General features: G+C 34.0%; 17 protein-coding genes. All 17 read left to right on the top strand.

The features are described 5' to 3' along the window. Nucleotides 1-116: 116 nt before the first annotated feature. Nucleotides 117-992 (top strand): sugar phosphate isomerase/epimerase family protein, encoded by an 876-nt coding sequence (locus ACOQFO_RS02255; RefSeq protein WP_421688094.1) that lies wholly within the window; start codon nt 117-119, stop codon nt 990-992. Nucleotides 993-1,983: 991 nt separating this feature from the next. Further along, complete coding sequence (gene rny, locus ACOQFO_RS02250) at nt 1,984-3,540, top strand: ribonuclease Y (RefSeq protein ID WP_421688093.1); 1,557 nt, start codon at nt 1,984-1,986, stop codon at nt 3,538-3,540. Between the two features lie 288 nt (nt 3,541-3,828). Then, the gene (locus ACOQFO_RS02245; RefSeq protein WP_421688092.1) at nt 3,829-5,574 is read left to right on the top strand and encodes an S-layer homology domain-containing protein; all 1,746 of its coding nucleotides are present in this window, start codon (nt 3,829-3,831) and stop codon (nt 5,572-5,574) included. 112 nt (nt 5,575-5,686) lie between these two features. Continuing rightward, the gene (locus ACOQFO_RS02240) at nt 5,687-6,469 is read left to right on the top strand and encodes a hypothetical protein (protein ID WP_421688091.1); all 783 of its coding nucleotides are present in this window, start codon (nt 5,687-5,689) and stop codon (nt 6,467-6,469) included. A gap of 261 nt (nt 6,470-6,730) precedes the next feature. After that, entirely contained in the window at nt 6,731-7,495 is a 765-nt protein-coding gene (locus ACOQFO_RS02235; protein WP_421688090.1) for a YveK family protein, read from the top strand. Further along, nucleotides 7,488-8,192 carry a CpsD/CapB family tyrosine-protein kinase gene (locus ACOQFO_RS02230; protein WP_421688089.1) on the top strand — a complete coding sequence of 235 codons (705 nt, stop codon included), beginning with the start codon at nt 7,488-7,490 and terminating at the stop codon, nt 8,190-8,192. Before ACOQFO_RS02235 ends, ACOQFO_RS02230 begins: the two co-directional genes overlap by 8 nt. A 194-nt stretch (nt 8,193-8,386) precedes the next feature. Then, nucleotides 8,387-9,157, top strand: coding sequence for a tyrosine-protein phosphatase (locus ACOQFO_RS02225; RefSeq protein ID WP_421688088.1), 771 nt, complete (start codon nt 8,387-8,389; stop codon nt 9,155-9,157). 254 nt (nt 9,158-9,411) lie between these two features. Further along, nucleotides 9,412-11,256 carry a polysaccharide biosynthesis protein gene (locus ACOQFO_RS02220; protein WP_421688087.1) on the top strand — a complete coding sequence of 615 codons (1,845 nt, stop codon included), beginning with the start codon at nt 9,412-9,414 and terminating at the stop codon, nt 11,254-11,256. 52 nt (nt 11,257-11,308) lie between these two features. Continuing rightward, complete coding sequence (locus ACOQFO_RS02215) at nt 11,309-12,625, top strand: glucose-6-phosphate isomerase (protein ID WP_421688086.1); 1,317 nt, start codon at nt 11,309-11,311, stop codon at nt 12,623-12,625. Between the two features lie 419 nt (nt 12,626-13,044). Then, nucleotides 13,045-13,428: a prepilin-type N-terminal cleavage/methylation domain-containing protein gene (locus ACOQFO_RS02210; protein WP_421688085.1), complete on the top strand. Its 384-nt coding sequence runs from the start codon at nt 13,045-13,047 to the stop codon at nt 13,426-13,428. 544 nt (nt 13,429-13,972) lie between these two features. Further along, entirely contained in the window at nt 13,973-14,599 is a 627-nt protein-coding gene (locus tag ACOQFO_RS02205) for a sugar transferase (RefSeq protein ID WP_421688084.1), read from the top strand. Then, nucleotides 14,547-15,524 (top strand): NAD-dependent epimerase/dehydratase family protein, encoded by a 978-nt coding sequence (locus ACOQFO_RS02200; RefSeq protein ID WP_421688083.1) that lies wholly within the window; start codon nt 14,547-14,549, stop codon nt 15,522-15,524. Before ACOQFO_RS02205 ends, ACOQFO_RS02200 begins: the two co-directional genes overlap by 53 nt. 1 nt (nt 15,525) lies before the next feature. Continuing rightward, nucleotides 15,526-16,737, top strand: a complete 1,212-nt coding sequence (locus ACOQFO_RS02195; RefSeq protein WP_421688082.1) for a glycosyltransferase family 4 protein — start codon at nt 15,526-15,528, stop codon at nt 16,735-16,737. After that, nucleotides 16,730-17,758 (top strand): polysaccharide biosynthesis protein, encoded by a 1,029-nt coding sequence (locus ACOQFO_RS02190; protein WP_421688081.1) that lies wholly within the window; start codon nt 16,730-16,732, stop codon nt 17,756-17,758. The genes ACOQFO_RS02195 and ACOQFO_RS02190 overlap by 8 nt, the downstream gene beginning before the upstream one ends. Continuing rightward, entirely contained in the window at nt 17,737-18,609 is an 873-nt protein-coding gene (locus ACOQFO_RS02185) for an SDR family oxidoreductase (RefSeq protein ID WP_421688080.1), read from the top strand. The genes ACOQFO_RS02190 and ACOQFO_RS02185 overlap by 22 nt, the downstream gene beginning before the upstream one ends. 18 nt (nt 18,610-18,627) lie before the next feature. Beyond that, nucleotides 18,628-19,755 carry a non-hydrolyzing UDP-N-acetylglucosamine 2-epimerase gene (gene wecB, locus ACOQFO_RS02180; protein WP_421688079.1) on the top strand — a complete coding sequence of 376 codons (1,128 nt, stop codon included), beginning with the start codon at nt 18,628-18,630 and terminating at the stop codon, nt 19,753-19,755. A 9-nt stretch (nt 19,756-19,764) separates the two neighbouring features. Then, the gene (locus ACOQFO_RS02175) at nt 19,765-20,790 is read left to right on the top strand and encodes a glycosyltransferase (RefSeq protein WP_421688078.1); all 1,026 of its coding nucleotides are present in this window, start codon (nt 19,765-19,767) and stop codon (nt 20,788-20,790) included. Nucleotides 20,791-20,800 lie beyond the last annotated feature (10 nt).

The following is a 20,800-nucleotide window of genomic DNA, read 5'->3' as shown; positions in this document are numbered from 1 at the left end:
TGATGTTGGAGTGGGTTCCAATTTAACTGGAACGATCGACACATTATTTTTTGACATTAGAAAACACCTCCCATAAATTGATACTTTTATAGTACCGGGAGGTGCCGTCGGAAAATATGCGTTATTTGATTACGGGCTTACCTTTCAAATTAGGATTGAAGGGCTCAACCGATCCAAAGCAAATTGAAAATCGCTTATCTCATAAAGGAATCGACATATATGAATTTCATTTAGTTGAAGAGGATTTGTTCGGCGACCGCATTCACGAACTTGAAAGGGCCATTCTCCGACTGAAAGTACAAGGTGTAAAAGTCTATCTACATCACCCAATGAAATGTCATGAGCAAATCTTGCATATAAATGACGAATTCTCTAAAGCAGGCGACTTTTTCAAATTAAGTACACGAATTTTAGTCGATCTCTGTGAACGGTATAATTGTTATGTGGTTGTCCATTGGAATTATGGACGAAAAAATAGTTTGCCAGAACCGGATCTGGCCGAGAAAAAAAGCCTGATTCACACAATCTCCAGAACCATTCAGTTTGACGAAAAATACGGAAAGGGTCGTATTCTTTGGGAGAATGGTGTAAGGGGAGTCGGCGCTTTTCGAAAAGATATGTATTTAGCAAATCTAATAATAGATACTCCACTAAAACTCTGTTTTGATGTCAGTCATGCATTTATCAGTCTCAATGGTGACAACGAATTACTTTACAAAACTATCGAGCTCCTTCAGAACCATATCCATTACTATCATGTCGTCGACAGCAAGGGAATTAAACATGATTCCTTGATGATTGGCAAAGGCATGATCGACTTCGCACAAATACTACCATTCATACTCGAAAAAGATTATATATATGAAATCTTGCTACCTGACAACCTGGATTGTAGTGAGATGATTGAGAGTCACCGGATTTTTAAAGAACTAGGTGAGGCATATTTGGTTGAAGGGAATAAAAATAAGCATCACGTAAGATATTCTGAGTAACTTTACAATGCCTTTTGTCTCGTAGCCAGATCCAACGAAACATTTCAATAGCTTTCTAGCTTCGATTTGTCCAATATCAAAGCAATTATGAATAATTTGAATGAAATATTATTTAGTAATGTCCATTAAATGGTGGGTAATGGGCAATTCCACCGAATTATCTAGGGGAACTGTCCAATAACCCTGTTATAATGGACAATTTCCAAGTAAAAATCTAGAGCTTTGTCCATTAACCTCGTACTAATGGACATATCAATAGGAAATACCACCAGTTTTGTCCGTAAGCCAGCTACTCATAGACACTTTAACTGAAATTTCCACTAGACTTGTCTATGAGAGCACTTCTTATGGACACTTCCGGTGAAATTTCCACCATTTTTGTCCGCAAGCCAGCTACTCATAGACACTTTAACTGAAATTTCCACTAGTCTTGTCCATGAGAGCACTACTCATGGACATTTCAACTAAAAATATCACAAGTTTTGTCCATGTATAAAACTTTCATGTAAATTTCCAAACTATCCCGTACCTGCTTCGCAACGTTCCCCAGTGCCGGAAACTAGAACACCTATCAACCCCCAAATTTCCCAAAAAATGAATGAAATCTATAAAATATAACAATAATATTAGTTAACAGGAATAATTTACTTGTTCCTAAGACATTCAAAATTACAAAGATTCTGACCAGTTTACGAAAATATGTTATTACTAGGAGTCTACTTACTGTAGCAATCCTTGACAGACCAAAAATGGAACTATACAATTAAAGTTGTATAATTTCTAAATTTTGAAATGAAATAGGCAGTATGTTGATTTGCATTAGGATTGTTTTGCCTCCGATTAGACTCTGATATTCTAATAGGAGAATTGATATCTATCAAATTCGATCCAACCGTTTCAATTCGGACTATTCCGATTTGATTCGAATTTATAAGTACATCAATATATAGCCGACTGAAAATGAAATGAAAAAGCAATGGAGGTGTTCAAAATGTTTGAACTAATTATCTCCGCTTTGCTTGGATTCGCTGTCGGTGCCGCTGTTATCTATTTCTATATGAAAAAAGTGAATGAATCAAACGTGAATGGTGCTAAACACACGGCTAGCCTCATCATTGATGAAGCTAAACGCGATGCGGAAACGCTGAAAAAAGAAGCACTACTAGAAGCAAAAGATGAAACTCACAGACTTCGTACTGAAGCAGAAAAAGACATCCGTGAACGCCGGAATGAGCTTCAGAAACAAGAAAACCGGTTATTGCAAAGAGAAGAAAATCTTGATCGCAAGGATGATGCTCTGAATAAAAGAGAATCGAGCTTAGAGCGGAAAGAAGAAACCCTAGCCGAAAGACAACAGCATATTGAACAGATGGAGAGTAAAGTGGAGGAGCTTGTGAACGCGCAAAAATCAGAGCTTGAGCGCATTGCAGCTTTAACACGTGAAGAAGCAAAAAATATCATCATCAGTGAAGTGGAAAAAGAAATTTCAACTGAAATTGCATTGATGACAAAAGAAGCAGAAACACGTGCCAAAGAAGAATCTGACAAAAAAGCACGAGAAATTTTATCACTAGCCCTACAACGCTTTGCAGCTGATCACGTTGCCGAAACAACTGTATCCGTTGTAAACCTACCGAATGACGAGATGAAAGGCCGTATTATCGGTCGTGAAGGTCGTAATATTCGTACACTTGAAACACTGACTGGCATCGATCTAATCATCGATGACACACCAGAAGCAGTTATTCTTTCAGGATTTGACCCAATCCGTCGTGAAACGGCGCGTCTTGCATTAGAAAAATTAGTACAAGATGGTCGTATCCACCCAGCTCGTATCGAGGAAATGGTGGAAAAATCACGTCGTGAAATGGACGAGCAAATCCGTGAAACAGGTGAACAAACAACATTCGAAGTGGGCATTCACAATTTACATCCAGATTTAATGAAAATCTTAGGTCGTATGAAATATCGTACAAGCTATGGTCAGAATGTGTTAAAACATTCCATAGAAGTGGCACACTTATCAGGCTTACTTGCTGCCGAACTAGGTGAAGATGTATTGTTAGCAAAACGTGCAGGATTACTACACGATATCGGTAAAGCGATTGACCACGAAGTAGAAGGTAGCCACGTAGAAATCGGTGTCGAGCTTGCTACGAAGTACAAAGAACATCCAGTTGTTATTAACTCGATCGCTTCCCACCATGGCGATACAGAACCAACATCTGTTATTTCTGTAATCGTTGCAGCAGCAGACGCATTATCAGCTGCAAGACCTGGTGCTCGTAGTGAAACACTTGAAAACTACATTCGCCGTCTTCAAAAACTCGAAGAAATTTCAGAGTCTTACGAAGGTGTAGAAAAATCGTATGCTATTCAAGCTGGTCGCGAAATACGAATCATTGTACAACCTGAAAGAATTGACGACTTAGCTGCACACCGCTTAGCGCGTGATATTAGAAAACGCATTGAAGAAGAACTCGATTACCCTGGACACATTAAAGTGACAGTTATTCGAGAAACGCGTGCAGTCGAATACGCAAAATAAATAACTACAAATCAACCCCTTCCAGAGAAATATATGGAAGGGGCTTTAGTTTATGGAAAATTTGGTATAAAATTAAGGAAAAATTTACAAATCAATTATACCATTGATAGAAAAAATGAGATAATAGCATAAGTGAATACATAATCTACTAGTCTTTTTCTATCATTTATATTAAAATATTTTGAATAATGCTAATTTAATAGTTTTTTCAAAGTGGTTATGTTAACATAAAGAAGTATTAGGGATTATTTTACAATTATAAAGGAAATGTATTAGGAGGAAATGCTAATGAAAAAGCAAACTAAAAAGAACCTTTTTAACATCGCAATGGCAAGCGCTGTTGTAACAGGTTCAGTAGTAGCACTTGCGCCAGCTGACGCACAAGCTGCAAAAAATTTCACAGATCTAAAGGAAGGTGATAATTTTTACAGCACTATTATGAATCTAGTAGACCGTGGTATTATTAATGGTTTCCCAGATAACACTTTCAGAGCTGGTGAACCCATTACTCGAGCTCACGCTGCATTAATCATTGCAAAAGTACTAGATATAGATACTGAAAATGTTACAGATCCAAAATTCAAAGACGTTCCGAAATCACATCCTTATTATGGTGTTATCGCAGCCCTAGCGAATAAAGGCATCATTAAAGGTTACCCTAATGGTACATATGGTATGAAAGACACATTAACTCGAGGTCAAATGGCAATCATCATTAATAGAGCATTTGAATTAGAAGGACAAGCTAATAATTTACCATTCACTGATGCAAAAGGAAGTGTCTATGAATCTTACGTATCTACATTATTTGCTAATGGTGTAACAAAAGGTGTATCATCAACTAAATTCGGTTTATATGACAAAGTAACTCGTGGTCAACTTGCTACTTTCGTAGTAAAAGCTGAAATCGCTAGCCCAGAAAAAGTTGTGGATATTAAAGACGGACAACTTATTACAACTAAAGGCAAATATGCAATTGATGCAGAACTTGCAAAAGTATTCAACGCTGCAAACTTAGCAGCATTAAAAGGTGCTAAAATCAAATTAGAAGAAGAAACTACAGCATTCGCTTCTTTACAAACATTCGTAGCTGCTGAAACTGCAAAATTAAAATTAAAATCATTAACTATTACTGCTTCTGATGCTACATTTGATGCTGGCGGTTACTACATTCCTAACGTTACAGTTAACGGAACAAAAGTAGTAGTTAAAAACGTAGTAACAGAAAAAATTACTGTTGCTGAAGGTTTAACTGTAGAATTAGTTGGTGTTGAAGCGAAAGAAGTTGCTATTCAAGGCGATACCAAGCTAAAACTAGATGCAACAACGAAAATCGAAAAAATCCAAGTTCCTGTTGGTAAAACATTAGCTGACGTAATCTCTAACTACGAAGAAGTTAAAGATATCGTAAAAGACATCGTAGTTGTTGATGAAAAAGGTAAAGAAGTTAAAGAAGAACCTACTACACCGACACCAGGTGGAAATACTGGTGGGAATACAGGTGGCGGCGGTGGAGGAGTAACTCTTACTGTAAATGAAAAAATGCACGAAGCTATTAAAGATTTTAATACAGAATTTGGCACTTCAATTTCACCTTTTGGTACTATGGATTTAAATAAATTAAGTAATAATGAAATTGGATTTACAGTTGCTACATCTGGTAAAACTTTATCAAAAGTAAGAACTGAATTAAAAGATAGAGAAAACGATTATACATTTGCTCAGATCATTTCTAAAGTAGACTATTTAGGAACTTTATATGATGAAGTAAATTCTATGACAGTTACTATTGACGTACCGGAAGAAGATGAACATGTAGTAAAAGTATTTAATAAAACTGACTTATTACCTAGTGAATCATCACCAAACAGAAATTTAATTGTAACGCTAGTTGATGGATTTGTAAGCGATGTTGCTCCTGGGACTACTACGCTTGGCGATTTTGTTGATACTTTTGGAACAGATAAAATTACAGTCAAAATCGATTATGTAAACGTTACAGATGTAACATATAAAATCGTATTGAAAAAATAATAGTTTTGCCCATTCAATGTTGGTTTAATTCCCCAGAACACGGGTGTTCTGGGGAATTTGAGTGTTAAGGTTAATTTAACAGGAAATGTAATGCAGGAAAAGGAGATTTTTTATGAAAGACCGTTCGAAGAAATCAAAGAAGAAGAAAAAGAAAATTTGGCTTTATGTACTTAGTGGATTTTTGTTAATCATATTAGGTTTAGGTGGATATATCATCTATGAGTTAAAAATCAAACAATATGATGTGGCGGATCCTGTTGTAGATGAACTCATTGAAGAAAACTATGTGATTCAGTTACCTGATGGTAGTGAACTAGTAATTGACAAAGAAGGAAATATAGTCGAAGAAAAACCTGCTGAGTCAAATGCTGAGTCAACAACAGCTAACAACACTAATTCTCAAACAAACGAATCAACTGAGAATACTAACACTGGTGATACTAACACATCAAATACAAATAACCAAAACCAAGGTGCAACAGCAGGCAAAGACAACAAATCTCAGGACAAGCCAACAACAAACCAACCAACTGAAGAAAAACCTACTGTTGCTACAATCAAAGCAAAATATATGCCAACACTCGAAGCACTTGAAGCCCAAGCCGAAACAAAAATTAATGGCCTGATTTCTCAAGCGAAAAAAGAGTATTCAACAAAGAAATCAAACGGTGAAAGTATTAGCTTTGGTTATTTTTATAACAAATACATGGGTGCAGCAGATGCACTAGAAGCAAGCACTGATGCTGCATTTAACAGCCTAATTAAAGTAATTGAAAATGATTTTGAGCGAAATGGTTTTAGTAAAGACCATGCTTCTAGCTTCCGTGACGAATACAATGCGACAAAAGAAACACGTAGAAGTAATCTCCTAAAGAAAGCATTAGAGGTATTATAGTTAAATCTGATTTGATATCAACACGAATCACCTACATACTTTTCCCTGTTGCCCAAAGGATCATGACCACTCAAATGAATTCAAAAAAATATGAGAGATCTATGCGTATTCACTAAGAATAAGCATGGATTCCTCCATATACCAACAATCTTAAACTCTATCAAATATTTGTTTCGAAATTGTGAATATCATATAAAACAAAGACAAAAAATGGTCTATAAGTTATAATATGTAGAGTTATTTAGGGGGAGATGAGCACCAGTGCAAGAAGAAACAATCAGCTTACAAGACATATTCAAGGTGTTGAAGAAGAGAATCGGACTAATTATTAGTATCACGATTGGAGCTATGTTAATTGCAGGGATTATTAGCTTTTTCTTCTTAACACCTATATACCAAGGTTCCACACAAATTCTTGTAAACCAAACAAAACAAGAACAGCAACCAATCCAAACATCAGACATACAAACGAACTTACAGTTAATCAATACTTATAATGTCATTATTAAAAGTCCTGCAATTTTAAATATTGTTATTGAAAGATTAGATCTAGATACAACTCCATCTGCATTAACAAACCAAATTACAGTTACGAATGCAAACGATTCTCAAGTCGTTACTATATCCGTACAAGACGAACAAGCCTTCATGGCGGTCGATATTGCGAATACCGTTGCTCAAGTTTTTAAGGAAGAAATTCCAAAGTTAATGAATGCGGATAATGTGAACATCTTATCACCAGCAGTATTACCAGCAGATCCAAGTCCAATTAAGCCAAACAAAACAATGAACGTAGCTATCGCCATGGTCGTTGGGTTAATGATTGGTGTTGGTTTAGCATTCCTACTAGAATACCTAGATACGACTGTAAAAACTGAACAAGACGTCGAAGATATTTTAGGTTTACCAATTTTAGGATTAGTGAGTCCAATTCCTGAAGATTTTGCAACATCCGATTCCTCCAAAAGCAGCCGAGGCAAGAGTAGAAACCAAGGAAAAGAGGAAGGTAAGGGTATACATGTTTAAAAAGAATAAAAAAGTGAAAACAGCAATGGCTAGGAAACTTATCGTTCAAGCTAGCCCGAAATCATTTATATCAGAACAATTCCGTTCCATACGTACGAATATTAAATTTTCAATGCCTGACCAAGAGTTGAAAACGTTACTTGTTTCTTCAGCAGGTCCTAGCGAAGGGAAATCGACAACTGCTGCTAATATTGCAGGGGTATTTTCTCAAGAAGGAAAAAAAGTGTTACTGATAGATGCCGATTTAAGAAAGCCAACAGTGCACTATACATTTAAGTTAAGAAACACAAATGGTCTATCTAGTGTTTTAGCGAGACAATGTGAAGTTCAAGAAGCGATTCAACCGACCAATGTTGAAGGACTTTATGTCATTCCGAGTGGTGTTATTCCACCGAACCCAGCGGAACTACTTGCTTCTAAACAAATGGAAGTTGTAGTTCAAAAATTACTTGAAAACTTTGATTTAATCATATTTGATGCGCCGCCAATCCTTTCTGTCACAGATGCACAAATCATCTCCCACAAATGCGATGCAACTATATTGGTTATCAATTCGGGTGAAACAGGAAAAGAAGAAGTAGCAAAAGCAAAAGATGTGCTTGATAAATCGAAAGCAAATATTATTGGTGTAGTAATGAATAACCATAAACTATCAAAAGACCATTACTACTATCAATATTACGGAACAGAGAGGTAATAGGCGCAAAATTTGGCCTATTACTTTTTTCGCACTATTACATACAAATTAACATATGCAACCTCACCTAATAATATATTATCAAAGCTGGGGTAGGAAAGTTTTCCTAGTTAACGACTATGGATACAAGTAAACTGGGACAGATTTACTGTCCCCAATGTCCCACCCAATCAAAATCCAGGAGGTTATTGAAAATGATCGACATCCATAGCCATATATTATTTAACCTAGATGATGGTCCTAAAACAAAAGAAGAATCTATGAATATGCTGAAAACTGCTGCCAGTGAAGGAATCACTGATATTATTTCAACCTCCCATGCATTTCACCCTCAATATAATGTTCCGGCGCAAAAGGTGATCGAGCAAGTGAACCAATTACAAAGAGAACTAAACAACCTACAAATACCATTAACCATTCATCTAGGTCATGAAGTACGCCTTAATGATAAACTTGTTGAATTATGTAAATCCGGTCAAATTCACAAGCTAGCGAACTCAGACTATCTATTACTAGAACTCCCATCCAACAGTGTGCCACATTACACGAAGAATATCGTAAATTCTTTAATTGCAGAAGGTATTACACCAATTATTGCACACCCAGAGAGAAATAAAGGAATCGCAGAGAAACCTGAGCGATTAGAACGATTAATACGTGAAGGAGCAGTAGCACAAATTACAGCAGGAAGTGTAGCTGGGCATTTTGGGCGAGCTGTACAAAAGTTATCGATCGATTTAGTCCGAGCAAATTTAGTTCACACATATGGATCTGATGTACACAATCACGATACAAGACCGTTCTTATTTGAAAAAGGGTTAGCTTATCTTGAAAAACAAAAATTACTAGATTCTGTGAATATATTACTAGAGAACAACAAGCGAATCTTACGAAATATACCTTTAGAATTATTTGAACCAGAAGAAGTAAAGAAAAAGAAATGGTGGAACATCCTAAAGTTCTAGCAATTACTAAAATCATTATGATAAAAATATGATATTGTTAGAATCGTTATAAATTATGTATACAAAATGCAAGTAGTTTACAGATCAGTAATATAAAAAAACTAGTAAATTCTTTCAGTATTATTGAAATTACCAAAAATTTGGTATAGAATGGATGTTATTATATAGATAAATGGTAATAGGTTTATTGATTCGTTAAAATGGAATTAAATGCAAATTGTGAAAATTAGCATATTGAAAGAGGTTTAAAATGTATGAATTATAAGTTTCGGTACCTTGTGTTTTTCCTTTTAGATTCGTTTATCGTCGTATACTCCATTTATTTTAGTAATTGGCTCATACATCCAGAACTAACTCTATTCTCAAATCCACTAATCGCTCTAAGTTCTGTGACTATATTACTAAGCCATCATATCGTAGCCTATTTTTATCATTTATATGACCGGATGTGGAGTGTTGCCTCCGTCAAAGAACTAGTCATCATCTTTTACGCAGTATCGATTTCAATTGGAGCAGCAAGCTTAATGCAGTTTGTCATTATTGGTGATGTATATTTCCGCGTCATGATGATTACTTGGTTTTCACACATTATTTTAATTGGTGGTTCAAGGTTCTTACTGCGACTGTTTCACGATCGCCGTTTAATGTCGCCATCTGGTGATTTGAAAAAAGTGCTAATCATTGGTGCTGGACAAGCAGGGACGATGTTAGTTCGTAATATAAAGCATAATCCAAATCCTGAGTATAAACCGGTTGGATTTATCGATGATGACCCATTAAAACAAAGACTCAACATAAATGATGTAAAAGTGTTGGGGATGGTTCGAGATATCCCTTCAATTGTTTCGGAAAAAGGTGTAGAAGAAATCATTATAGCGATTCCTTCGCTAAAGAAAAATGAATTGAAAGAAATTTATGAAGTGTGTAAGCTATCAAACGTTCCTATCAAAATAATGCCGAAGATCGAAGACGTCATGACAGGAAAAGTATCTGTAAAAGATATGCAGGAAGTGAAAATTGAGGATTTACTTGGACGCGATGAAGTAAAACTTGATATGGAAGCAATATCTAAAAAATTAACAGATAAAATTATTTTAGTTACTGGTGCAGGTGGTTCCATTGGATCAGAAATTTGTCGTCAAGTGATGAAGTTCAAACCTAGAAAGCTCCTTCTGTTAGGACATGGTGAAAACTCTATTTATACTATCCATATGGAGCTAAATGAGGAATACGGTAAAGATAATACAGAAATCGTTCCAATTATTGCAGATGTACAAGATCGGAACCGAATATTTGATGTAGTAGCGAATTATCAACCAGATGTGATTTACCATGCTGCTGCGCATAAACATGTTCCATTAATGGAATACAATCCACAAGAAGCTGTGAAAAACAACGTATTTGGTACGAAAAACGTAGCGGATGCTGCCCATGAATTTGGAGTGTCAAACTTTGTACTCATTTCAACAGATAAGGCTGTTAACCCTCCAAACGTAATGGGTTCAACAAAACGTATAGCAGAAATGGTTGTTCAAAATCTTGCAACGAGAAGTGAAACAAATTTTGCAGCTGTACGCTTTGGTAACGTACTTGGTTCACGTGGGAGTGTTGTTCCTCGGTTCAAGCAACAAATTGCATTAGGTGGTCCAGTTACTGTGACTCACCCTGATATGACTCGTTACTTTATGACGATCCCTGAAGCTTCAAGACTTGTCCTACAGGCAGGTACACTTGCAAAAGGTGGAGAAGTATTTGTTCTTGATATGGGAGAACCAGTAAAAATCGTCGACTTAGCACGTAACTTAATTCGATTATCGGGCTTCTCAGAAAACGAGATAAAAATCGAATTCTCTGGAATCCGTCCAGGTGAAAAAATGTATGAAGAACTTTTAAAACCAGAAGAAATCCAACAAGAACATATTTATCCAAAAATTCACGTTGGACGGGCTACCCCAATGGAACACCAAGCGCTTCATGAACTACTGTATAAATTACAATCTATGACTATAGACGAGATTAAAGAGGAAATAGTTTCAGTGGCAAACGGAAAATGGAATAGAAAAGAAGAAAGAGAACCTTTAAAAATATCAGTGAGTTAGAGGAATTAGAATTCCGACTAACTCTATAAAATTTGTCGAAAAGAGGGAGAACGTGTCAACGCAAAACCTTCAAACTAAAATATTAAATGAAGAATTGATTGAAGTAGATATATCGAAATATGCTTCTACTGTAGCAAAGATTCATCATCATTTACACACAACAAAAGATGAGCCAACTGGCTGGGTCCATGCACCTTTAGAAGATAACAGTGAATTGATTCAGTCGATTTTAGATGTAGCAAATGAGGTTAAGTTAAAAGCGGACGTATTAGTGGTAGTTGGAATTGGTGGTTCTTATTTAGGAGCAAAAGCTATCCAAGATGCTTTAATACCTTACTTCGGAACGCACGAAAACGGAATTGAAGTAATCTACGCTGGTCAAAATTTAAGTGGTGCATATATTCATCAATTAGTGAAGAGTCTCACAAACAAAGAAGTGTATGTGAATGTCATTTCAAAGTCTGGTTCTACAATGGAACCAGCACTTGCATTTCGAGTTCTTCGTCAATATATGGAAGAACGATACGGAGACGAAGCAGTACAACGCATTATTGTAACAACTGATCTTGAAAAAGGACTGTTAAATGATATAGCTGAAAAACACAACTATCGCACATTTGAAATCCCACAAAATATTGGTGGACGTTTCTCTGTATTAACTCCTGTTGGTTTACTACCAATTGCAGTAGCAGGTATCGATATTAAAGAGTTACTTAATGGGGCAAAGCAAGCAGCGATAGAGTTGAAAGAAGAATCTCTTGAAAAGAACGAAGCGTATCGTTATGCAACAATTAGACATGAATTATATATCCAAGGATACAAAGTAGAAATGTTAGCTTCTTTTGAACCAGGACTTGCGAGTTTTCATGAAAGGTGGAAGCAGTTGTTTGGGGAAAGTGAAGGGAAAGATAAGAAGGGAATCTTACCAGTAACATCGAATTTTTCGACGGATTTACATTCGATTGGGCAGTTTATACAAGAGGCTAGTCCAATTCTTTTTGAAACGTTATTACATTTCAGTGAAATTAATGATGATTATATTGTTCCAGATGATGTACGAAATGAAGATCTATTAAACTACTTAAAAAATCGTAGTTTTAATGAGATTAATAACATTTCAAAAAATGGCTCAGCAAGAGCACATGCTGCTGGTGGAGTTCCAGTAATACAAATTGAATTAAAACAATTAAATGAATACCATATGGGTTATTTAATCTATTTCTTTATGAAGGCTTGTACGATGAGTGCGTATTTAATGGAAGTGAATCCTTTTGATCAGCCGGGTGTTGAGGCTTATAAGAATGAAATAAAGGAATTGTTGAATGAAGAGAATGTAGTAGAACAAGAAAAAGTAACTTTAAAAATATAATAACTATTAGATTTAAGGAATTAGTTAATAAGAAGTTGTAGGGTTTAAATTTTTTAATTAATGGTTAATGTTTAGTAGATTATGAGATTAATAGAATGCCTAAGTAAAGAAATTTACAATTGCTTAATATTTTTGTTTTATTTTTTATAACAGTAGTATTAAGGTAATGTCTACTATACCTTTATCATTGGAGGCACTCGGCTATGTTGTGGGTAAAAAATACCTTAGATACAAATTGTTGTCGTTAGTGTGGTGTGAGGTAGGGTTAGATGCCCTAATTTATACATACTACTCATAATTTTAGAATAGAACAAAAATCGAGCAATAATATAAATATTTGTTAATTTACCTCATTGAATAGACTAGATGAATCTTTGGACTAAAGAAGAATACTGTACTATACCAATGGGGTGGATTAAATGTTAAGTTTGTTGTCGATGAGTAAGTTTAGGTATTTAAATAATAAGGGCCTTACTTTAATAGAGCTTCTTGCAGTGATCGTAATCCTTAGTATTATTATATTACTTGCGATACCGTCTATATCAGCAATTATGGATAAGATGAATGCTGAAGTGTGTAACTATAATAGAATGGAATTGGAAAAGTCTTATGAGCTTCACCTTACCGTCGAAAGTTTGGAACATCAGGAAATTCTTTTTATGGAACATCTTTTTAAATTTCATACAAGTATCTGTCCTGTAAATGGAGTCATTACTTTTAAAGATGGACATGTGTTGTGTAGCGTACATTCTGACCAAGAGCTAGATGAAGATCAAATGAAGAGGTGCCTTATTTATAAATAATGATTGAATGGTGATGTGGAAGTGAGAATGGTGGGTAGATGACCACTATATATTGTGCATTGAAACCCTTTCGGGTTAGTGATTGGTACAATATATGGGATTTATCTATTGTACATAATTCTCGTGGGGTTACTATGTACTAGATGAAATAGATAAAAAACACTCATTTGTAAATATATGGATTCTGAAAACGTTGATTTAACAGGGTTTTTAAGTAAGAATATTCTGAAAATAGATTAAATAAATTCAAGGAACTGAGTATCGTAGTTAGATTGAGTGCTAGAAACCTTGTGGGATAAGGGTTTGAGGCGTTTTTAGTGAGAATTATAGATTGATTGAATGGTATAAATAATAGGAAGAAACTTGGTTGAGAGTGGTTATGAAGAGAATATCTAATTCGTATTAGCTTGTTAGATTGAATAGATATTACGAGGTGGCTATAAGTTATAGATAACAATTTTGGTGGTTTAGTAGTTGGTTGGAATAAGTGACTTCCAATTAAGTCCTAATCTACTAAAGAACAAATTTTAAGGAGTGTAGCAGGATGTATATGAAGGTTAAAAGATTGATAGATTTCATTCTTTCTTTAATTGGACTTATTGTTTTATCTCCCATTTTTTTAATTCTAATTATTGCTATTAAGATTGATTCAAGAGGGCCGGTTCTGTTTAAGCAAAAGCGTGTAGGAATTAACAAGACACATTTTAACATTTTAAAATTCCGTACCATGAGAATAGATACACCGAAGGACACTCCAACTCACTTATTAAGTAATCCAGAACAGTATATCACAAAGATGGGTAAATTTCTGAGAAAGACCTCACTTGATGAGCTACCGCAAATTTGGAATATTTTTGTTGGACAGATGAGTATAATCGGGCCTAGGCCAGCACTTTGGAATCAATATGATCTTATCGCTGAACGAGATAAATATGGCGCTAATGATGTACCACCTGGATTGACAGGTTGGGCACAGATTAATGGTAGGGATGAACTCCCTATTGAGATTAAGTCAAAGCTTGATGGCGAGTATGTTGAGAAGATTAGCTTTTGGATGGATGTTAAATGTTTCTTCTTAACTATCGTAAGTGTTTTGAAAAGCGACGGGGTTGTTGAAGGTGGTACAGGAGTTAAGAAAGAAATTGCGAGCTCTAAGGAGACCAGTTCATGATAAAAGTAAATTGGATATTAGGGGTGTAAAAATGTTATTTGTTACTGGGATTACTGGCCACACTGGGAAGTGGTTTTTAAAAAGATTAGTTGAAGAAAATTATAAAGGGAAAATAAGGTGTTTGGTAAGGGAAAATAGTAACACAGATCTAATAGATAAATCCGGACTTAATATTGAAAAGGTCTATGGAGATTTAAGTAATAAGAGTTCAATTGAAAATTTAATGTCGGGTGTTGAAACGGTAGTGCACATCTCGACTATATTATTTTCAAATAATGTTATAGATGCCGCAATTAAAAATAACGTAAAATGGGCGATACTTGTTCATACTACCGGGAGATTTTCTAAATATAAAAGTGCCTCTGAAGAGTATATTAATATTGAAGATGGATTAATTGAAAAGCGAGATAAGATAGGTATAACGGTTCTTAGGCCAACAATGATTTATGGATCATCTGGAGATAGAAATATGTATAAATTGGTGGACTATTTATATCGACATAAATTTTTCCCAATGTTTGGTCAGGGAGAGAACTTAATGCAGCCCGTATATGCTAAAGATCTAGGCGATGCTTACTATGATGTACTGATGAATAAAGATAAGACATTTAATAAGGATTACAATTTGTCTGGTAAAGCTCCTATTAAATATATTGATCTAGTTCGATGTGTTTCTAAAACATTAAATAGAAAAAATACATTGGTTAAAATACCATTATGGCTTTCTGTATTATCAGCAAAAATTTACAATGTCATAGATAAAAAGGCTATTATCTCCGTTGAACAGGTACTTAGAATGCAGGAAGATAAGGATTTTAGTTATGAGGAAGCGACAAAAGACTTTGGATACTCTCCTATATCATTTGAAGAAGGAATTAAGGGTGAAGTAGAAGAGTATTTGAATAGCAGGCAAAGAGGAAAATAAAATGAAAATACTTGTAGTGTGCCAATATTTTTATCCTGAACAATTTAGAGTAAATGATATATGCTTTGAACTAGTAAAAGAGGGACATGATATAACCGTCTTGACTGGGTTACCAAACTATCCTAATGGAATTGTAGATGAAAAGTACAAAGGTTTTAAAAATAGAAAAGAAGAGATAAATGGAGTTAAAGTTATACGTTCTTGGCTTTTGGGAAGGAGAGAAGGTACTAAGAGATTAGTAGTAAACTATTTGAGTTTTGCTATATCTTCTACTTTTAAAGCCCTTTTTATTAAAAAAGATTTTGATTTAATATTAGTCTATCAACTTTCACCAGTAACGATGGCATTGCCAGGAATTATGCTAAAGAAACTCACAAAAAAACCTCTCATAATATACTGCCACGACTTATGGCCAGAAAGTATAGCATCAGCAGGTATCTCTTCGGATAGTAAGATATATAGTTTGTTACTTAAGTTAAGTAGGTGGATTTATAATAAAGCAGATCACATATTTACAAGTTCAAAATTATTCGAAGAATATTTCATGAATACTTTAAATGTTAAAAAAGATATTACTCATTTGCCGGTTTATGCAGAAGCCTTATTTGAAAATATTAAACCGGGAAAAAAGGAAAATGAGAATATAAATCTTGTTTTTGCAGGAAATATCGGAGAAATGCAGAGCGTAGAAACAATTATATATGCTGCTAACGAACTTAAAGATAATCGGAAAATTAACTTTCATATAGTCGGTGATGGATCTTCAAAAACAAAATGTGAAGAATTAGTCAAACAACTAAAAATTGATAATGTAACCTTTCATGGACAACACCCTATTACAGAAATGCCACGATTTTATGAAATGGCTGATGCTTTTTTAGTTACATTGAAAGCTAATAAAGTTATTTCATATACACTACCGAATAAAGTGCAATCCTATATGGCGGCAGGTAAGCCGATAATAGGGTCAATAGATGGAGAAACTCAAATTGTAATTAATGAAGCAGACTGTGGCTATTGTTCTCCAGCTGAACACTCAAAAGAGTTAGCTAATAATATAAGGAAGTTTGCGAAAGAAAAAGAAAAGCATTTTGATTATGGTCAAAATGCAAAGAGATACTATGATGAAAATTTCTCGAAAGTAAAATATATGAATAGATTGAATATGTTGTTAACAAAAATTATATTAGATGGGGATGTTAAAATTGTTTGAAAATAAAACATTATTAATTACAGGTGGTACCGGTTCTTTTGGAAATGCAGTTATGGAAAGATTTTTGGATAGTGATATTAAAGAAATTCGAATTTTTTCACGTGATGAAAAGAAACAAGATGATATGCGAAAGTTATATAAAAATGATAAATTAAAATTTTATATTGGTGATGTAAGAGATTTAGCAAGTGTAAAGAATGCGATGCATGGGGTTGATTATGTTTTTCATGCAGCTGCACTTAAACAAGTACCTTCTTGTGAGTTCTTTCCTCTTGAAGCTGTAAAAACGAACGTACTTGGTACTGACAATGTATTAACCGCTGCAATAGATTACGGAGTAAAAAAAGTAATCTGTTTATCAACAGATAAGGCGGCTTATCCAATTAATGCAATGGGTATATCGAAGGCAATGATGGAAAAGGTATTTGTTGCTAAATCCAAAACTGTAGATCCAGATAGGACGCTTATTTGTGGAACTAGATATGGTAATGTAATGGCTTCTCGAGGTTCAGTAATTCCATTATTTATTGAGCAAATCAAAAGTGGTCAACCACTAACTGTTACAGATCCTAATATGACTAGATATTTAATGAGTCTTGAGGAAGCAGTTGAGTTGGTCATATTTGCATTCCAAAACGCTGTGGCTGGAGATATTATGGTTCAAAAAGCACCTGCTTGTTTAATTGGAGATTTAGCCATCGCTCTAAAAGAACTTTTTGAGGCAAATAATGAGATAAAAGTTATTGGTACACGCCATGGAGAAAAGTTATATGAGACGCTTTTAACAAGAGAAGAGTACGTAGTAGCGGACGACATGGGTGGTTTCTTCAGGGTTCCAGCTGATAAACGTGATCTAAACTATGAAAAGTACTTTGAACAAGGAAATGAAAAACTTTCTATTGATCAAGAATACAATTCTCATAATACACATCGTCTAAATATCGAGCAAATTAAAGAAAAGTTAATGGAACTCGATTATATTAGAGAAGAACTTGATAAATGGATGAAGGTGTACGCATGAGATTTTTAATATTAGGGGCTACTGGTATGGCTGGACACGTAATTGCCATTTATTTAAAAGAGCAAGGTCATGATGTAACTGCCTTAACTAGAAGGCCTTTTCCTTATTGTGATAATATTATTGCAGATGTGACGAATTTACCTTTAGTGTCAGAAACAATTGTAAATGGCAAATATGATGCTGTATTAAATTGCATAGGTATACTAAATCAATATGCTGAGGAAAATAAGCATCAAGCTGTATTTTTAAATAGTTATTTACCTCATTACCTGAGTCATATAACAAAGGAAACCAAAACAAAAATTATTCATATGAGCACAGATTGTGTTTTTTCAGGTAAGAGTGGAAATTATAATGAAAGTTCTTTAAGAGATGGAGAAACTTTTTATGATAGATCCAAAGCTTTAGGGGAACTAGAAAATGACAAAGATTTAACTTTTAGAAATTCTATAATTGGTCCGGATATTAATGAAAATGGTATAGGTCTGTTTAATTGGTTTATGAAGCAGGATGGAGAAATTAATGGTTTTACCAAAGCAATTTGGACTGGAGTAACTACTATAACCTTAGCAAAGGCTATGGAAAAGGCAATGGTAGATAATTTGGTTGGTTTATATAATTTAGTCAATAATGACACCATATCAAAGTATGATCTTTTAAACCTTTTTAATAAATATCTTAAAGGCAATCATTTAAAAATTAATAAGAGTGATCAAGTTTCGTTAAATAAGTCATTGACTAATAATAGAGGGGATTTTAATTTTACTGTCCCATCATACGAAGAAATGATTATTGAAATGAAAGAATGGATTTTAGTTCATAAAGAAATATATCCACATTATTTTAATTAATGCAAAAGGGAGATTTTAATGAAAAAACTTAAAGTTATGACGATCGTAGGAACTAGACCTGAAATAATAAGGTTAAGTGAAACAATTAAGAAAATGGATAAATATTTTAATCATATACTTGTTCATACAGGCCAAAATTGGGATTATTCACTTAACCAGGTTTTCTTTGAAGAATTAGAAATCCGCGAGCCTGATTTTTACTTAGAGAGTGTTGGGAATAATCTAGGTGAAACCATGGGGAATATTATCGCTAAATCGTATGAACTTCTTAGCAAAGAAAAACCCGATGCATTACTAATTTTAGGAGATACAAATTCAGCATTATCAGCAATTTCAGCAAAAAGACTTAAAGTTCCTATTTTTCATATGGAAGCTGGGAATCGTTGTTTTGACGAAAATTTACCTGAAGAGATTAACAGAAGGATTGTTGATCACATATCTGATGTCAATTTGCCATACACCGAACATGCAAGAAGGTATCTAATTTCTGAAGGAGTAAGAAAGGAACATATTTATGTGACTGGGTCTCCTATGACAGAAGTTCTGAAAAAATATGAAGATAATATTCATAAGAGTACAGTTCTTGAAACTCTTGGATTAGAAAAAGGAAATTATATATTAGTTTCGGCACATAGAGAGGAAAATATTGATAATGAGGAAAACTTTTTATCGTTAATGAATGCAATTAATGAAATTGCAGAGTATTATCAAATACCAGTTATCTATTCTACTCATCCAAGAAGTAAAAATATTATCGAGAAAAGAGACTTTAAATTTCACTCCTTAGTAAAAAATCTAAAGCCATTTGGTTTCTTTGATTATAATAAACTTCAATTAAATGCATTTTGTGTGCTATCAGACAGCGGTACAGTTCCAGAAGAAGCCTCTATATTAGGATTTCCAGCTGTCTCAATCAGAACATCTACTGAACGCCCTGAAGCATTGGATAAAGGAGCTATTATACTGGGTGGAATTAAAAAGGATGATGTAATTCAGTCTGTTGAATTATGTAGAAGCATGTGGGAAAGTAATGAATTAATTGAACCAGTTATTGATTATCAAGATATAAATGTTTCAGTTAAAGTTATAAAACTAATTCAGAGTTATACACCTATTGTGAATAAGGTTGTTTGGGGGAAAGGATAAGATATTCATATGAATATTATGGTTTTTAATGTTCCAGCAGAGACTGTTGGAGCATTATCAATTTTAAATGAATTTTATGGAGAAGTAAGGAACTCACAGGAAAAGATTATTAATTGGACTTTTGTTCTTAGTAAGCCAACTCTTGAAGAAACTGAGAATATTAGAGTACTGCGCTTTCCATGGGTGAAAAAGAGTTGGCTTCATAGGTTATACTTTGATAATATTATCGCTCCTAGATTAATAAAAGACTACAAAATTGATAAAGTGATATCTTACCAAAATATTATTATTCCAAATACTGATGTTACACAAACTTTATATGTTCATAACTGTTTACCTTTTATAGACTATAAATTTTCTTTAAAAGAAAATAGGCATTTATGGATATATCAAAACATAATCTCAAGAAAAATAATTAAATCAATAAAAAAAGCGGATAAAGTAATTGTTCAAACTAAATGGATGAAAGAAGCTATTATTGAAAAGACGAATGTTGAAAGTGAGAAAATTAAAGTAGTACCACCTAAAATTAATTTAGCTGTGAAGCAATATTTTAAACCAAACGAAGAATCCTATTCTACTTTTTTTTATCCTGCAAGTGAGTTTGTGTATAAGAACCATAAGGTAATTGTTGAGGCATGTAAAAAATTAAAGAGTGAGAATATTAATTTCAAAGTAATATTTACATTAGATGGGAACGAAAATGAGAATATTGCCAATTTATATCAAGAAGTAAAAAAATACCAATTACCTATAGAATTTGTTGGGAACCTTCAAAGAGATAAAGTTTTTGAGTTTTATACAAAATCAATATTATTATTTCCATCATTTATAGAAACTTTTGGATTACCTTTGCTAGAAGCAAGGTTGCATAGGGGATTAATTATAGCATCGGATTGTCCTTTCTCACATGAAGTTTTGGATGGTTATAAAAATGCCTATTTTTTTGAGCCGTTTGATTCAAATAAACTTGCTGAATTACTATTTTCCACATACAAGAACAAAGTAAAGTATATAGAATCTAATGATATGTAATTCATGTATT

Source organism: Ureibacillus sp. MALMAid1270 (assembly GCF_049202975.1).
Classification (GTDB): domain Bacteria; phylum Bacillota; class Bacilli; order Bacillales_A; family Planococcaceae; genus Ureibacillus.
This window is presented reverse-complemented; position numbering and strand designations above follow the sequence as displayed.

Bases quoted from the DNA above. Each gene is read 5' to 3' on its own strand.
- ACOQFO_RS02255 (WP_421688094.1), top strand. From the start codon at position 117: ATGCGTTATTTGATTACGGGCTTACCTTTCAAATTAGGATTGAAGGGC.
- rny (WP_421688093.1), top strand. From the start codon at position 1,984: ATGTTTGAACTAATTATCTCCGCTTTGCTTGGATTCGCTGTCGGTGCC.
- ACOQFO_RS02245 (WP_421688092.1), top strand. From the start codon at position 3,829: ATGAAAAAGCAAACTAAAAAGAACCTTTTTAACATCGCAATGGCAAGC.
- ACOQFO_RS02240 (WP_421688091.1), top strand. From the start codon at position 5,687: ATGAAAGACCGTTCGAAGAAATCAAAGAAGAAGAAAAAGAAAATTTGG.
- ACOQFO_RS02230 (WP_421688089.1), top strand. From the start codon at position 7,488: ATGTTTAAAAAGAATAAAAAAGTGAAAACAGCAATGGCTAGGAAACTT.
- ACOQFO_RS02225 (WP_421688088.1), top strand. From the start codon at position 8,387: ATGATCGACATCCATAGCCATATATTATTTAACCTAGATGATGGTCCT.
- ACOQFO_RS02220 (WP_421688087.1), top strand. From the start codon at position 9,412: ATGAATTATAAGTTTCGGTACCTTGTGTTTTTCCTTTTAGATTCGTTT.
- ACOQFO_RS02210 (WP_421688085.1), top strand. From the start codon at position 13,045: ATGTTAAGTTTGTTGTCGATGAGTAAGTTTAGGTATTTAAATAATAAG.
- ACOQFO_RS02205 (WP_421688084.1), top strand. From the start codon at position 13,973: ATGTATATGAAGGTTAAAAGATTGATAGATTTCATTCTTTCTTTAATT.
- ACOQFO_RS02195 (WP_421688082.1), top strand. From the start codon at position 15,526: ATGAAAATACTTGTAGTGTGCCAATATTTTTATCCTGAACAATTTAGA.
- ACOQFO_RS02185 (WP_421688080.1), top strand. From the start codon at position 17,737: ATGGATGAAGGTGTACGCATGAGATTTTTAATATTAGGGGCTACTGGT.
- wecB (WP_421688079.1), top strand. From the start codon at position 18,628: ATGAAAAAACTTAAAGTTATGACGATCGTAGGAACTAGACCTGAAATA.
- ACOQFO_RS02175 (WP_421688078.1), top strand. From the start codon at position 19,765: ATGAATATTATGGTTTTTAATGTTCCAGCAGAGACTGTTGGAGCATTA.